General features: G+C 61.5%; 16 protein-coding genes. 12 read left to right on the plus strand and 4 right to left on the minus strand.

Features of this window, described 5'->3' with window-relative positions:
* Positions 1 to 31 precede the first annotated feature (31 nt).
* The 6 genes from RIG82_02820 to RIG82_02845 all read left to right on the plus strand — a co-directional run bounded on the left by RIG82_02820 (position 32) and on the right by RIG82_02845 (position 3,703).
* On the plus strand, positions 32 to 463 hold the full coding sequence (locus RIG82_02820; GenBank protein ID MEQ9459875.1) for a VOC family protein: 432 nt from the start codon (positions 32 to 34) through the stop codon (positions 461 to 463).
* 12 nt (positions 464 to 475) lie between these two features.
* On the plus strand, positions 476 to 1,225 hold the full coding sequence (locus RIG82_02825; GenBank protein ID MEQ9459876.1) for a pyridoxine 5'-phosphate synthase: 750 nt from the start codon (positions 476 to 478) through the stop codon (positions 1,223 to 1,225).
* A gap of 154 nt (positions 1,226 to 1,379) precedes the next feature.
* Positions 1,380 to 2,162 (plus strand): YdjY domain-containing protein, encoded by a 783-nt coding sequence (locus tag RIG82_02830; protein ID MEQ9459877.1) that lies wholly within the window; start codon positions 1,380 to 1,382, stop codon positions 2,160 to 2,162.
* 40 nt (positions 2,163 to 2,202) lie between these two features.
* Positions 2,203 to 2,472, plus strand: coding sequence for a hypothetical protein (locus RIG82_02835; protein MEQ9459878.1), 270 nt, complete (start codon positions 2,203 to 2,205; stop codon positions 2,470 to 2,472).
* Between the two features lie 247 nt (positions 2,473 to 2,719).
* Entirely contained in the window at positions 2,720 to 3,187 is a 468-nt protein-coding gene (locus RIG82_02840) for a hypothetical protein (GenBank protein ID MEQ9459879.1), read from the plus strand.
* A gap of 18 nt (positions 3,188 to 3,205) precedes the next feature.
* Positions 3,206 to 3,703 (plus strand): hypothetical protein, encoded by a 498-nt coding sequence (locus RIG82_02845; protein MEQ9459880.1) that lies wholly within the window; start codon positions 3,206 to 3,208, stop codon positions 3,701 to 3,703.
* Between the two features lie 9 nt (positions 3,704 to 3,712).
* Here the strand turns inward: RIG82_02845 and carB are convergent, their stop codons facing one another.
* From carB to RIG82_02860, 3 genes are all read right to left on the minus strand, one after another.
* The gene (carB, locus tag RIG82_02850; GenBank protein ID MEQ9459881.1) at positions 3,713 to 7,150 is read right to left on the minus strand and encodes a carbamoyl-phosphate synthase large subunit; all 3,438 of its coding nucleotides are present in this window, start codon (positions 7,148 to 7,150) and stop codon (positions 3,713 to 3,715) included.
* Positions 7,151 to 7,252: 102 nt separating this feature from the next.
* A complete protein-coding gene (locus tag RIG82_02855) occupies positions 7,253 to 8,500 on the minus strand; it encodes an HDOD domain-containing protein (GenBank protein MEQ9459882.1) in 1,248 nt (415 codons plus the stop codon).
* Entirely contained in the window at positions 8,497 to 9,690 is a 1,194-nt protein-coding gene (locus tag RIG82_02860) for a response regulator (protein MEQ9459883.1), read from the minus strand. Before RIG82_02860 ends, RIG82_02855 begins: the two co-directional genes overlap by 4 nt.
* A 199-nt stretch (positions 9,691 to 9,889) precedes the next feature.
* Here RIG82_02860 and RIG82_02865 point away from each other — a divergent pair, with 199 nt between their 5' ends.
* Positions 9,890 to 10,930, plus strand: a complete 1,041-nt coding sequence (locus tag RIG82_02865) for a glycosyl hydrolase family 17 protein (protein ID MEQ9459884.1) — start codon at positions 9,890 to 9,892, stop codon at positions 10,928 to 10,930.
* A 29-nt stretch (positions 10,931 to 10,959) separates the two neighbouring features.
* On the opposite strand, the gene RIG82_02870 is transcribed toward RIG82_02865, so the two are convergent.
* Entirely contained in the window at positions 10,960 to 11,472 is a 513-nt protein-coding gene (locus tag RIG82_02870; protein ID MEQ9459885.1) for a YfcE family phosphodiesterase, read from the minus strand.
* A gap of 240 nt (positions 11,473 to 11,712) precedes the next feature.
* Here RIG82_02870 and RIG82_02875 point away from each other — a divergent pair, with 240 nt between their 5' ends.
* From RIG82_02875 to RIG82_02895, 5 genes are all read left to right on the plus strand, one after another.
* Entirely contained in the window at positions 11,713 to 11,934 is a 222-nt protein-coding gene (locus tag RIG82_02875) for a hypothetical protein (protein MEQ9459886.1), read from the plus strand.
* Positions 11,935 to 12,091: 157 nt separating this feature from the next.
* Complete coding sequence (locus RIG82_02880) at positions 12,092 to 12,415, plus strand: hypothetical protein (protein MEQ9459887.1); 324 nt, start codon at positions 12,092 to 12,094, stop codon at positions 12,413 to 12,415.
* 160 nt (positions 12,416 to 12,575) lie between these two features.
* On the plus strand, positions 12,576 to 13,433 hold the full coding sequence (locus RIG82_02885; GenBank protein MEQ9459888.1) for an HAD family hydrolase: 858 nt from the start codon (positions 12,576 to 12,578) through the stop codon (positions 13,431 to 13,433).
* A 131-nt stretch (positions 13,434 to 13,564) separates the two neighbouring features.
* Positions 13,565 to 14,041 carry a dUTP diphosphatase gene (dut, locus tag RIG82_02890; GenBank protein MEQ9459889.1) on the plus strand — a complete coding sequence of 159 codons (477 nt, stop codon included), beginning with the start codon at positions 13,565 to 13,567 and terminating at the stop codon, positions 14,039 to 14,041.
* A 6-nt stretch (positions 14,042 to 14,047) separates the two neighbouring features.
* On the plus strand, positions 14,048 to 14,437 hold the full coding sequence (locus RIG82_02895) for a hypothetical protein (GenBank protein MEQ9459890.1): 390 nt from the start codon (positions 14,048 to 14,050) through the stop codon (positions 14,435 to 14,437).
* Positions 14,438 to 14,464 lie beyond the last annotated feature (27 nt).

Raw genomic sequence — 14,464 nt, forward strand, 5'->3', positions numbered from 1 at the left:
CTCAACAACGACCCAACCCAGGAGCCTCCCCGTGCCCCACACCAACACCACCATCAAAAACTGCGGCTTCCACCACGTCGCCGTCGTCGTCTCCGACTTCGACAAGTCCCTCGATTTCTACACCAACCTCCTCGGGATGAAAGAAGCCGCTCAGTGGCAGGCCCCACCCAAACGCGCCATCATGCTCGATACAGGCGACGGCAACTACATCGAGATGTTCGAGAACAAAGACCGCCCCCAACACGCCGACGCCGGCAACGAACCCTGGTTCCATATCGCCCTGCGAACCACCAACCTCGATGAGGTCATCGCCCGCGTCCGCGAAGCCGGGTACCCCGTCACCATGGAACCCACCCACATCGACATCAAGACCACCGACGACCGAACCATCCCCGTCTACATCTGCTTCTTCAAAGGTCCTGATGGCGAATCCATCGAACTCTTCCAGAACGACATCCTCTAATAGCACACGACCATGACAACAGCCCTCTCCGTCAACCTCAACCGCGTCGCTCTGCTGCGCAACCAGCGTGACAGCAACACCCCCAACCTCGCCGACTTCGCCCGTCTCGCCCTCGACGCTGGAGCCGATGGCGTCACCGTCCACCCACGACCCGACCAGCGTCACACCCGGCCCGCAGACGTCCATCTCCTCAAAGCCGTGGTCTCCGAAGACTCTTACAAAGACAAAGAACTCAATGTCGAAGGCAATCCCTTCGAAGGCGACTTCATGACCCTGCTCCTGCAGGTCCGACCGCACCAGGCCACCCTGGTCCCCGACCAACCTGGACAGAAAACCTCCGACCACGGCTGGGACCTCCGCCGCGACGCCGAGCAACTCGCCCCCGTCATCCGCGAACTCCAGGACGAAGACATCCGCGTCTCCCTCTTCCTCGACCCCGTCGCCGCGCAGATCGAGGCCGCCGCCGCCCTCGGCACCGACCGCATCGAGTTGTATACCGAGCCGTACGCCGCCGGCTTTGCGCGAGGCGGGTCCGAGCGCGAACGCCTGCTCGCCAGCTACGCCGCCGCCGCCCACATCGCCCAGGCCCTCCGGCTCGAAGTCAACGCCGGCCACGACCTCGACCTCAACAACCTCCCCGACCTCGCCAAACACGTCCAACCCCTCCACGAAGTCTCCATCGGACACGCCCTCACCGCCGACGCCCTCCGCCTCGGCATGACCGAAACCATCAAGGCCTACCTCAAAGCCTTGGGCAGGTAGTACCGGGTGCCACACTTCGTCGCCGCGTAGCGCAGACAAAGTGTGGCCGTAACAAAAAACACGCCTCACCCTCCGCAGCGCCCCCTCCGGTCACATCCCCGCCAGCATCGCCCGATACCGCTAGCCTCATCCATCACCCCGCTACCATCCAGACATGCACCTCGCTCGCACTCTCCTGCTCCTGATGATCCTGCTCTGCACCACCTCAGCCCGCGCCGACTTCACGCCCCTCACCGACCACATCCGCATCGACCGCGACACTCGCACCATCGAGATCGATGCCACCGTCGTCTACGAACGCCGCGAGGTCCGCTCCGAAGAGACAGGCGAACTCCTCTACACCTTCGGCGACTGGCTCGAACTCCTGCTCTGCACCACCAATACCCGCGAGCACGAGTCCCTGCTCGCCACCGACGCCAAACCTTCCGACCTCCACGCGGCCCTTCTGCTGCTCGGGCTCCAACCCGGCCGGCCCGCCACACCCATCCAATCCCCCGATGGCGACTGGACCACCGCGCCCCCCACCGGCCCGGAACTGCTGATCACCCTGAGCCTTGCCAACGACCCCGACGCCTCTGGCATCCCCGCTGGCGGCTGGATCACCCACCAGCCCACCAGAACGACGCTCGAACACACCCCGTGGCTCTTCACCGGCTCCCGAACCATCACCCACGAAGGCAGCGATATCTATCTCGCCGACCTCTCCGGCAGCGTCATCTCCCTCGTCGCCTTCCGCGATGACCTCATCACCCACCCGACCACCACCTCACCTGCCGACGACGATCAGGCCTTCCAGGCCACCCCAGACCTTATCCCACCCCCCCAAACCCCCATCCTCCTCAGAATCCGCCCGGCTGATCCCCCCGAGACCGGCGATGCCGACCCGGACGCCACCCCCGAAACCCCCGAGGTGACACAACCCCCTGCCTCCCGTTAAACTCTGACCGTACAGTCACCCGCAGTAACGAGGATTGATCATGCGCGGAACTTTCCTGGCCCTCTCACTCGTCGCCTCCCTGGCCCTCACCGGCTGTGGTGGGCCCGAAGAACTCCAGAGCCCCGTCACCTCTTCCCAAATCCGCGGGAACATCTCGCCCACCCTCGACTCCACCGCCACCACCGATGAGCAGGATGTCAACACCATCGCTCGCTCCATCGACATGGACATCCGCATGTTCCGCGACGACTTTATGCGCTTCTTCATGCTCGACCGAACCTCGCGTCTCCACGGGACCCCCGTCTACTAAGTCAATCACGTCCCATCAGGCTAGCTACTGCACCGCAGGCTCGGGTCCTATATTAAGGTCGGTGGGCTGCATAATGGCATTATGCAGAGGTTAGATGCTTCCCTGAAACCGCATAAACCGCAAACACCTGTAATGCTTTCAGACCGCACCATCCCTGCGTCATGAAGTTCTCTCGAACGCATGTCGATAGATCTCTTTAGGACCATTGACCGAAAAAGGTCCAACTCAGTCCAGAGAGAGGTCTCCCATGTCGATCGCTTCTTCAAGAGATGTTCTGGAAGCTCTCGAAAAACTCGAAAACCTCCGCGACCCTCAGCACCTCCCTCGCCGAGCTTTCCAACGCTTCCTCGTCAGGGGCGAGGCCCACCTGCTCCCCATGGATAAGCCGCACATCAGGAATAACCCCAGCTCAAACGCCATCGAGGTCAAGCTCCGAGATATCTCCCGGGGCGGTCTCGGATTCGTCTCGACCCAGAAAATTGAACCCGGCTCCACATGGCGCATCGTCTTCTTCCACGAAGGATTCGCCGCCGGCGAACAAGCCGGCATCATCCGCTACTCCCGCGAGATACAGTCCGGACTCTACCTCTCCGGGGCCGCCTTCATCATCAGCAACGGCATCCTCTCCATGCTGGGCGTTGACCTGGCCCATGTGGATGACGCCGACGACACCAACTTCAACATCCCCAACGACTTCACTGACCACAACAACTAAACCTCGATACTCCATGACATGCAAGTGCTCATCCTCGGCAACAGCGGCTCCGGCAAGTCCACTCTCGCCCAAGCCCTCACCGAGCAACACCAACTCGCCCACCTCGACCTAGACCAGGTCGCCTGGCAGACCGCCTCGCCCCCCATCCGACGCCTCCTCCCCGACAGCTTCACACTCATCGACCACCACACCACGCGACACACCCGATGGGTGATCGAAGGCTGCTACGCAGATCTCGCCGCCCACGTCCTTCAGCAACGCCCAACCCTCGTCCTGCTCGACCCGCCTCTCGACACCTGCCTCCGTCACGCCCGACAACGCCCTTGGGAACCCCACAAGTACCCAAACCCCGAAGAGCAGCAAGCCAACCTACCCATGCTCCTCGACTGGATCACCGAATACCCCGGAAGGTCCGACGCCACTGGCAGGCAGGCCCATCTCGAACTCTTTCACAACTACACCGGCACCAGACACCTCCTAGCCAGTACCGAACATTTCGCTCTCCCGCCCGACTAATACAAAGCCTCAGCTCGCACTCACTGGAGCCGGGAAATAATCCTGCAGCGCCGCCACACGCCACGCACCCTCCTTGAGCGCCTCGATAGCCTGCACCGCACTCTGGGCAGCCGTCACCGTCGTGATCATCGGCACCCCGAAACGCACCGCCGTTGACCGCAGCTTTCCCTCGTCCGTCTTCAAGCCTTTGCGCGTTGGCGTGTTGATGATCAGCGCCAACTCCTTGTTCTTAATCAGGTCCAGCGCATTGGGCCGACCCTCCGAAATCTTGTTGAGCACCCTCGCCTCCATCACGCCATGATCCACCAGATACGCTCCGGTCCCGCTCGTTGTGAACACCTCAAAACCCAGCCGCAGCAGGTCGCGCGCGATCCCTACCGCCGCTGGCCGATCCGCCTCACGCACCGACAAGAACACCTTCCCCTCCAGCGGCAACACCGTTCCTGCCCCCATCTGCCCCTTCGCAAACGCCATCGGGAAGCTCGCGTCGATCCCCATCACCTCACCGGTCGATCGCATCTCCGGCCCTAGAATCACATCAACACCGGGGAACTTCGCAAACGGGAACACCGACTCCTTCACCGCCGTGTGCTCCGGCCATGGCAACTCCTCCACTCCCAACGCGTCGAGACTCTGACCCATCATCACCTTCGCCGCCAGACGAGCCCAGGGAACCCCCGTCGCCTTGGACACAAACGGCACGGTCCGCGACGCGCGAGGATTTACTTCCAGAATAAACAACTGGTAATCACCCTCCCCGTCGTGCGGACGACGGATCGCCCACTGCACATTCATCAGCCCACGCACGCGCAACGCCTCCGCCAGCGCCCGCGACTTCGCCTTGAGCTCCTCGACCACGCGCTCAGGCAGCGAGTGAGGCGGGATCGCACAAGCCGAGTCCCCCGAATGCACCCCCGCCTCCTCAATATGCTCCATCACCCCGCACACCACCGCCCGACCGCCCGACGCCTTGCCCTCCGGATCAAAATCCGCCAGCACATCGACATCACACTCAATCGCCTCGGCCAGAAAACGATCAATCAGGATCGGCTGATTCTCAAGGTCCGACGCCCCGAGCGCGATCTGCATGTAATACCCTAGCTGCTCATCATCAAACACCGTCTCCATCGCTCGACCGCCAAGCACAAAGCTCGGCCGCACCAGCACCGGATACCCGATCCGATTGGCGATCTCCACCGCCTCCTTCGAGTCGTAAGCAATCCCGTTGTCCGGCTGCTGGATGTCCAGCTCGTGACACAACGCAGCAAACCGTTTCCGGTCCTCCGCCAGATCAATCGAGTCCACCGACGTCCCGATGATCGGCACCCCCGACGCCCGCAGTCCGTTGGCCAAGTTCAAAGGCGTCTGACCACCAAACTGAACAATCACGCCCTTCACATAAGCGCCCGCACCCGTTTCCCCACACCGACCGCCGTTAATCCGCTCAATCAGATTCAGAGTGTCCTCCAGCGTCAACGGCTCAAAGAACAACAAATCCGAGGTGTCATAGTCCGTCGACACCGTCTCTGGATTCGAGTTCACCATGACCGCCTCGAATCCCAGCTCCCGCGCCGCAAACGCCGCCTGCACGCAGCAGTAATCAAACTCGATCCCCTGACCGATCCGGTTCGGACCCCCACCCAAAATCACCACCTTCGGGCGGTCCGTCACCCGCACCTCGTCGTCCGCTAGCGACTCGCCACCCACCGTCGCCACCGTACGCTCGTACGCCGAGTAGTAATAAGGCGTCACCGCCTCAAACTCCGCCGCACAGGTGTCCACTAACTTATAAACCGGCGAAACCCCCATCGTCTCGCGCGCGCGACGAACTGCAATGATATTGCTCGTCGTGATCGCACCGAAGTACAAATTCGCCAGCTGCATGTCCGAGTACCCAAGCTCCTTCGCCCGGAACATCACCTCCCTAGGCACATCCTCCAACGCCGTGTACCCCGACAGCACATCCTCAAAGTCCACCAGTTGCTGAAGCTGATCCAGGAACCACGGATCGATCTTCGACAGCTCGTGAACTTTCTCGATCCCCCAGCCCATCTTCAGCGCATACCGAACGTAATACAGCCGCCCCTGCGAAGGCACCGTCAGCTTGCGCTTGAGCTTGCTCTCGTTGATCGGCCACTCGACCGCCGAACCGTCCGCCGCCTTCACACCCCGCGAAGCCCCCAGCCACTTGTCGTTCGCATCCAGCCCGAAACCAAACCGCTTGACCTCCATCGACCGGATACCCTTCTGCAGGCTCTCCTTGAAGGTCCGACCGATCGACATCGCCTCACCCACCGACTTCATCTGCGTCGTCAGCGTCTCATCCGACTCCGGGAACTTCTCGAACGTCCACCGCGGAATCTTGGTCACGACATAATCAATCGACGGCTCGAAACACGCCACCGTCTGACCCGTGATGTCGTTCGGCAGCTCCCAGAGTCTATACCCCACCGCCAACTTCGCCGCCAGCTTTGCAATCGGGAAACCCGTCGCTTTCGACGCTAACGCCGACGACCGCGACACCCGCGGGTTCATCTCGATCACCACCATCTCACCATCCGCCGGGTTGATGCCGAACTGGATGTTCGACCCGCCGGTCTCCACGCCCACCGCCCGTATGATCGCCTGCGAGGCGTCACGCATCCGCTGGTATTCCTTGTCCGAGAGCGTCTGCGCGGGTGCCACGGTGATCGAATCGCCCGTGTGAACCCCCATCGGGTCAAAGTTCTCGATCGAGCAGATGATCACCACGTTGTCATCGCGGTCGCGCATCACCTCCAGCTCGTACTCCTTCCAACCCAGCACGCTCTGGTCGATCAGGATCTGCGAGTTCATCGAGGCATCCAGCCCCCGCCGCGCGATGTCCTCAAACTCCTCCAGGTTGTACGCGATCCCGCCACCCGATCCCCCCAGCGTAAACGCCGGCCGAATGATCGCTGGCAGCCCCGTCTCCTCCAGCACCGACCTCGCCTCCTCCATCGTGTGCGCGATCCCCGCCTTGGGCATCTTGAGCCCGATCCCTTCAACGATCTCCTTGAACAGTTGACGATCCTCCGCACGGTAAATCACCTCGCGGTTCGCCCCGATCATCTCCACACCCAGCCGCTTGAGCTCACCCGAATCGTGCAGCGCACACGCCGTGTTCAACGCCGTCTGCCCGCCCAGTGTCGGCAGCAGCGCATCAATCGGCTGACCCAACTCCGCCTCGCGCTCAATTATCTTCACTACCGCCTCGGGCGTGATCGGCTCGATATACGTCCGATCGGAAAACTCCGGGTCGGTCATGATCGTCGCGGGATTCGAGTTGATCAGCACCACCCGATACCCCTCCTCCCGCAACGCCTTGCACGCCTGAGTCCCGGAGTAATCGAACTCACAGCCCTGGCCAATCACAATCGGGCCAGAACCAATGATGAGGATGGTCCGCAGGTCATTCCGCTTGGGCATGGCGCAGCTGGGCTCTCTGGGCTTGAGGTGGGAAACGCGCGAAAACCGCGCCATCCCTTCCAATGTAGCCGCACCCCCCCAACCATGCCAAAAAAGCAGTCCCTAAGCCGCCGCCGACGTCCCCTCACCACCCAGGTGTAGCTGCTCGCCCCAAGCCAAACACTCCGAATACGCGCGGATCGCCACCCACGGGTCCAGACCCAGCCCCCCGCACAACCCCGCCGCAGCCACCCCGTCGCCTCGCTCACAAGCCCGTGCCAGCGACAACACCCGCCCTATCTCCGACTTGCTCCCCAGCAAAGCCAGCCGAACCTTCCGCGACAAACCCAGGCTCATCGTCAACTCGTCCGCCGACTGCGACGTGATCACCTCAAGCAATGACAACAAGCCCGTCAAGTAATACTCCAGCTTCATCTCAGAACGGTTCATCAGGTCCGCAGCCGTCTCGCAAAACCGACCTCGCACCAGCGACAGCATCGACAGATGCTCAGGCTTGCCGTCCGACAGCTGCGCCATCACCAATGTAGAAGCCCACTTGCGAACCTCCGTCTCCCCCAACAACACCAACGCCTGATGCAGCGAACTCACCCGCTCACGCAAGCCCACCATCGGTGAGTTCAGATACTTCAGTAGCTGCGTCGACAGGCTGATGTCCGACTTAATGATCGCCTCAAGCTCCTTGAAATCGACCTGAGAGCTGTTGAGCTTCGCGATCAACTCCATGTAGTTAAAGGTCACGGGCTTGACTTCACTCCGCGGCAGAATCGTTGGCTTCAGAAAGTAATAACCCTGGCACAGATCGATCTTCAATCGATTGGCCATCACTCGCTGACGCGCATCCTCAACACCCGTCGCAATCACCCGCAGCTTGTATCGATGCAGCGCCGCCACCGCAGAACCCAAACGGTCCTCGTCCACAGCACTGCCCAGATCGATGCGAACAAACGACACCAGACCAAGCAGCTTCCGAAACCCTTCTCCCTCACCCAGCCCATTGAGCGCCAGCCGATACCCACGCCTCGTCAGGTGACCGTAGGTCTCAACCAGTTCTTCTGCAGAACGCCCCGAACCCGGCACGCACAGCACCACGCGGTCCTTTGGAAGCTCCTGGGCATGACCCGCCAGCACATCCGTCAGACCCATCCGAAGAAAGATCGGCTTGCTCGTCGTCAAGGTCTCATCCCGCAGCAACTTACTCACCGCACGGTAGTGATCCAGCGCCTCGCCCCGACCCCGCTGCAGGTCAAGCTCCCACCCCACCAGGTGCTCCGAACGATCCAGCAACGGCTGGCGGCCCGCCAGCAGATCAATCCCGCCAGGCATCGCCGTCTTAGGTGGTGAATCACTCATGCCGCAAGACCCCCTGATAGTTCATCTTCTTCCTCAGCACTCTTGATTCCCGCGATAAACTGCTCCGACAGCCGGGCGAGTTGCTCAACCTCCATCCACGCACTCCGCAACCCCTGATTATCCTTGCCCTCCTCCGTCTGCAACAAACGACTCAGCTTCCCTAAAGACTCCGACATCACCGGGAAACCATACCCCCCCGCTGCATTCCTGATGCGCACGACATCCGCGATCACTTCCTCCGCAGAACCCTCCTCACCCAGCTTCGACCTCACCTCATTGAGACTCTCGGCCAGCCGCTCCACAAACGCGATGATCACCGGTCGCAACTGACTGTCCGACCAGAACGTCGAACACATCGGCTCACCCGAGTTGATCCGATCCGCCGTCGGCAGATACGTCGCCAACAACTGATAAAGATCACCCTCCTGCACGGGCTTCTGAACCAACGCCTCACAACCGCTCGGCAGCGCATCACCAGAATCCGAATCCTCCGACGTCAACGCCAGAATCGTTGGCTTCGGCTTCATCTTCGACAACTTTTTGATCACTAACTCCCCAGGCATGTCCGGCAGCGATAACTCAAGCAGAACTGCATCAAAATCAATCTCCTCCATCATCTCGAGCGCCTCGCCCCCGCTGTCAGTCGTCGTGATGTTCACGCCCATCCGCGCACACTGAAACCGCAGCAACTCCCGAAAATCCACCGAAGGCTCCACATACAACACCTTCCCCACCAACTCCCGACGGACCGACCCGCCGTCCGCATCCGCCCTCAGAAAATCATGAATCGGGATCGACGCATCGAACTTCACCCCCAACTCGTGGACCCGCGACTCGAAATAACTGCACCGAACAATCACACCCCCAAACCAGTGCCGATCTCCCTGCACATTCTTGAGGCCCACAAAGACCCGGGTCCCCGTGTGCAGAAAGCTCCCGTGCAAGATACTCACACCACCCGCCGAAATGTCTCGTGGAAGCACCATGCACTGTGCCGTCGATCCACCCGGATGCGTTACCCGCATCAACACCGACCCGCAATCCTTTAAGGCCTGACGCGTGTGGCGACGCTGATCACTCCCCGCGTGCATCTTCTCACGACCCTTGAGCTTCGCGAGAATCTTGTCCACCGTCACCGGCGGAAGCCTCAGCGTGTCAAGAAACTGCTCTTCTTCACTAGGTCGTGACACAGCCGATCCTTCACACCCGAAATTACAACAGCATCAGTTATCCCCCTCTTCATCGGCCAGATCACCGGCCCGCTTCTCCTCACAACGAGAGGATCAGACCCAACCCCACCCACCCGATAACCCGCCAATAACCAACTCAGCACAACGGTAAACCCCTATAGTCCTCACAGTTGACCCTCATCGCACATGGAGAAAAACCATGCCTCGCTCCCTCACGATCATCCTCGCATTCCTCACCTTCCTCTCCCCCGCCATCGCTCAACCCCCCGCCGAGCCCGGCCATCCGCGCCAGAGCCCGTTCATCAAACGACCCTTCGACCCCACCGTCAATGGTCAGTGGGCCGGCGAAGCCATCTGCTACGGACCCCACCGCGACGGTCAGTCCCCCGATGGCCTCCAACCCACCCCCGACCAGGTCCTCGAAGACCTCCACATCATCACCCGACACTGGAACATGCTCCGCATGTACGGTGCCCGCGGAGCCACCGAAACCAGCCTCCAACTCATCCGCGAACACGACCTGCCCCTCAAGGTCGTCGTCGGCGCCTGGATCGCCACCGAAACCAGCCTAGACGAAGGCGGCAACCCTCTGGAAACCTTCCCCGAGACCATCGCCAACAACCAGGCCGAAGTCCAAACCGCCATCCGACTCGCCAACCAATACCCCGACATCGTCGCCGCCGTCACGATCGGCAACGAAACCCAGGTCGACTGGTCCTTCCACCCCGTCCAGCTCCCTGTCCTCATCAACTACATCCGCCATGCCCGCGCCCACACCTCCGCGCCCGTCTCCACCGCCGACGTCTCCACCTACTGGGCCACCCCTGAGAGTAAACCCCTCGCCGATGAGCTCGACTTCATCATGACCCACATCTACGCCATGTGGAACAAACAGTCCCTCGACACCGCCCTCGACTGGACCCGCGATCAATACAACCAGGGCACCACCACCCACCCCGATCACCAGTTTGTCATAGGCGAAGCCGGGTGGGCCACCACCTCACGCAAAGCTGGCGAAGAAGGCGAGCTCATCACAGGCGTCGCCAGCGAAGCCAACCAGACCACCTTCTACCGCGAGTTCGTCGACTGGACCACAGCCGAAAAAATCCCCAACTTCTTCTTCCAGGCCTTCGACGAAAAATGGAAAGGCGACGAACACGCCGACGGAGCTGAAAAACACTGGGGCCTCTACTTCTCCAACAGAACCCCCAAACAAGCCCTCCGCCAACCCCAACCCTGAACCCTCCCCTCACCTCCTGACGCAGGCCCCTAAGGCCCCGCGTACACCTCCACCACATCCGCCTTCAGCGTCTCCAGGTCCAGCAACGCCACCGTGCATCGATCCGTCACCCACCCGCAACACTCCCCGGGATTCAGGCGCAACTGCTGCTGTCCTCCCACCTCCACGACCTCATGCCCCGCCTCGTGCGTGTGCCCCGTGATCACCACATCTGCCCCCATCATCTCCTCAGGCCGCAGCCACTCAATGAAGTGCGACATCACCACCACGCGCCCCCCCACCTCCACCCGCAACGACCCCTCCACCACCTGCGGCAGCATCGCCTTCAACCCCGCACGCTCCCCATCGTTGTTCCCCAGTACGCAATGAACAGGCGTTTCCCCGAGCCCGCTGACCTCAGGCAACAGCAACTTCGCCGCAAATGGAGCCACGAAATCGCCCGCATGAAACACGGCCCCCACCCCCACCTGACGGAACATAGCCATCGCCCGACGAAATGTCGGCAGCCGGTCATGCGTATCACTGATCACACCAACGCGCATAAACAAGACTATCGGACCTCCCGCCAAAACACCATAAATCCCGCTGAGCCTTCACCCTAAAGAAAAATCCCCACCCCGCCCAGCAACCGCCCGAGTGGCCGGAGTCGAGTGCAGCGAACCCGGGACCCAACGAACTCTCACCTCGGACAACCCCCTTTTCCGCCCTCAAAGCCCAAAAATTCTCGATCCCACCCCACCGCCGGGGTAGAGTTCATCATCGTGACACTCGAAGTTCCCACCATGCCCCGCACCCACCTCGCCCTGCCCAGCTACGTCGCCCTGCTGGCACCCGCCCTCTTCCTCCTCGCCCTCGCTCTCCTGAGCCGCTTCGCCGATCAGGGCACCCCTCTCGACCTCACCCTCGCCCTCGCCGCGGCCGCCCTTGCCTTCATCCTCATCATCGCCCTCCTCCAGCCCCACCTCACCCTCAACGCACCCCCCCGCCGGCACAAAACCGGCTAAACACCCACGGCCGCCCCAATCTCCCTTCCGGCCGACGCCACCCCCCCCTTTCTGCACTGATCTCTCGCCATCGGATGGCCGAGGACGAGCGCAGTGAGCCCACGGATCCAAGGGTTTCACTCACCCATCCCGCGTCGAATCCTCTAACCTCTCTCCTATGAGCGACCGACTCCCCCAACTGCAGAAACTCCACGACCTCGACCCCAAGGACCCCTTCCTCACCTACGCGATCGCGCTCGAACACACCAAGGCCGATGACCCCGCCGAAGCCATCATCTGGCTCGACAAAACCCTGGAACTCAACCCCGACGAGTTCTACGCTTACTTCCAAAAAGCCAAAGCCCTCGCCGACCTGGGCGAAACCCCCGCAGCCATCGAAGCCGCCACGTCTGGCCGCAACCGCGCTGCCAAAGCTCAGGACGAAAAAGCCGCCTCCGAACTCAACGAACTCCTCCACATGCTCACCACCGACCTCGACTAAGCAGCCCCCCGCTGGTATTGCTGATCAAGGTGATGCTCCGCTGTGAACCCTGTTGCCTTGGGTGCGGGCAGCTTGAGAGAGATAGAGCATTTCTCCGGTACAGAGGCCTGTAGAGGTCTGCGTCTGCGTTTGATGGTTATGGATCGTTTATGGTTGGGGGATGAAGTACCGGATGATTGGTGTGGACCTGGATGGGACGTTGTTGCGGGGGGATTCGACGGTGTCGGATCGGGTGGTGGGGGCGATCGAGGCGGCGGTGGCGGCTGGGGTGTTGGTGGTGCCGTGTACGGGTCGGACGTGGCGGGAGGCGCGGCGGGTGATCGGGCATGTGGGGGCGTTGGACCTTGGGGTGTTTCTGACCGGTGCGCACACGGCTCGGCTGTCGGATGGTCATACGCACGAGGCGCGGACGATCCCGGACGGGTTGCTGCGGCGGTCGCTGGACCTGTTGTGGGGGTTGCCGCAGGCGCTGCTGGTGTTTCGCGATCCGGATGTGGCGGGGTATGAGTACATGATCACAGGGGCGGGCGAGATTCAGGGTGAGACGACGTGGTGGTTTGAGCATAACGGGACGCCTTACCGGGAGGTGAGGTCGCCTGTGGCGGGGGATTTTGAGGGGTGTCTGCGGCTGAGTGTGGTGGGGTTTCGGGAGTCGATCGAGGGGTCGTACGGGCGAGTGCAGCGGGCGTTGGGGGACGCGGTGGAGACGCATCATTTCGCGACGATTCCAGCCCCGGACGGTGAGCGGATGTATCACCTGCTTGAGGTGTTTCCAGCGGGGGTGACGAAGTGGACGGCGTTGGAGCGGCTGGCTGTGGAGCGGGGGATTGAGGTGGGTGAGGTGGCGGTGGTGGGGGATCAGGTGAACGATCTGCCGATGCTGCGGGGAGCGGGGTTGTCAGTCGCGATGGGGAACGCGCCTGGACATGTGAAGGCGGAAGCGCATCAGGTAACGGAGTCGAATGAGGAGGATGGTTTGGCGGTGGCGATTGAGCGGATGTTGGCGGGGAAATGGTGAGTCCCCCCACCCCCTCCACTTTTTAAGGTTGAGAGGGGATGGAAAGGTTGATGGTGACAGTACAGGGCATTCGGAGGACCGAACTGCCCTGTGGCACCCGAGCGTGGTGCCGGAGGGGTTATGCTGGGGGGATGAAGATGAATGTGACGGAGCAGGCGGTGGTTGAGGTGTCGATGCGATGGCTGGAGCATGGGCGGGGGCTGCCGGTGCCTTCGTATGGGACGGAGCATGCGGCGGGGATGGATTTGCATGCGGCGGTGGGTGCGGAGACGCCTGTGACGATCGAGCCGGGTCGGATTGCGTTGATTCCGTGTGGTTTCGCGATGGCGGTGCCGGTGGGGTATGAGGCTCAGGTGCGCCCGAGGTCGGGGTTGGGTTTGAAGTTCGGGATCTCGATGCCGAATGCGCCGGGGACGATTGATGCGGACTACCGGGGCGAGGTGGGTGTCCCGCTGATTAATCATGGTGGGAAGGCGTTTGTGGTGGAGCGTGGGATGCGGATCGCGCAGATGGTGGTGACGCCTGTGCCTAGGGTGGTGTGGGAGGTGGTGGAGGTGCTTGAGGAGACGGGAAGGGGCGGGGGAGGGTTTGGGAGTACGGGGGTGTGAGATCACATGAATCTAAAGAAGATAAAGACGTTTCATTTGCTGCTTGCAGTGCTTTGTCTGGTTGTGGTTTTGTCTGCCGCTGGTGCGATTCTTTTTGTGGCACCTCCCCCTTCACAAGAGACCATCGACGCCGTAAAGACTCGATTTGTTCTACGCGATGTTGAGCACGGCCTTCTGATGTACCAGAGGCAGTTCGAGAGGCATCCGGATGAAAGCACGTGGCTCGATGAACTCCGAGCCTCCGAGGGTGACGTTGCAGATTTGGGAGTTGATGCGTGGGGACGGATAGTTGAGGTTGACTTCAAGGAGTGGGAGATTCGGTCGGCGGGTCTTGATGGCGTGATGGGGAATGAAGATGACGTGACGCTGGCTATCACGCAGTTGCAGGCTCCCTGATTCAGCGGATTGGCAGGTATGGCGTTC

This window comes from Phycisphaeraceae bacterium (genome assembly GCA_040222855.1).
Taxonomy (GTDB): Bacteria; Planctomycetota; Phycisphaerae; order Phycisphaerales; family Phycisphaeraceae; genus Mucisphaera.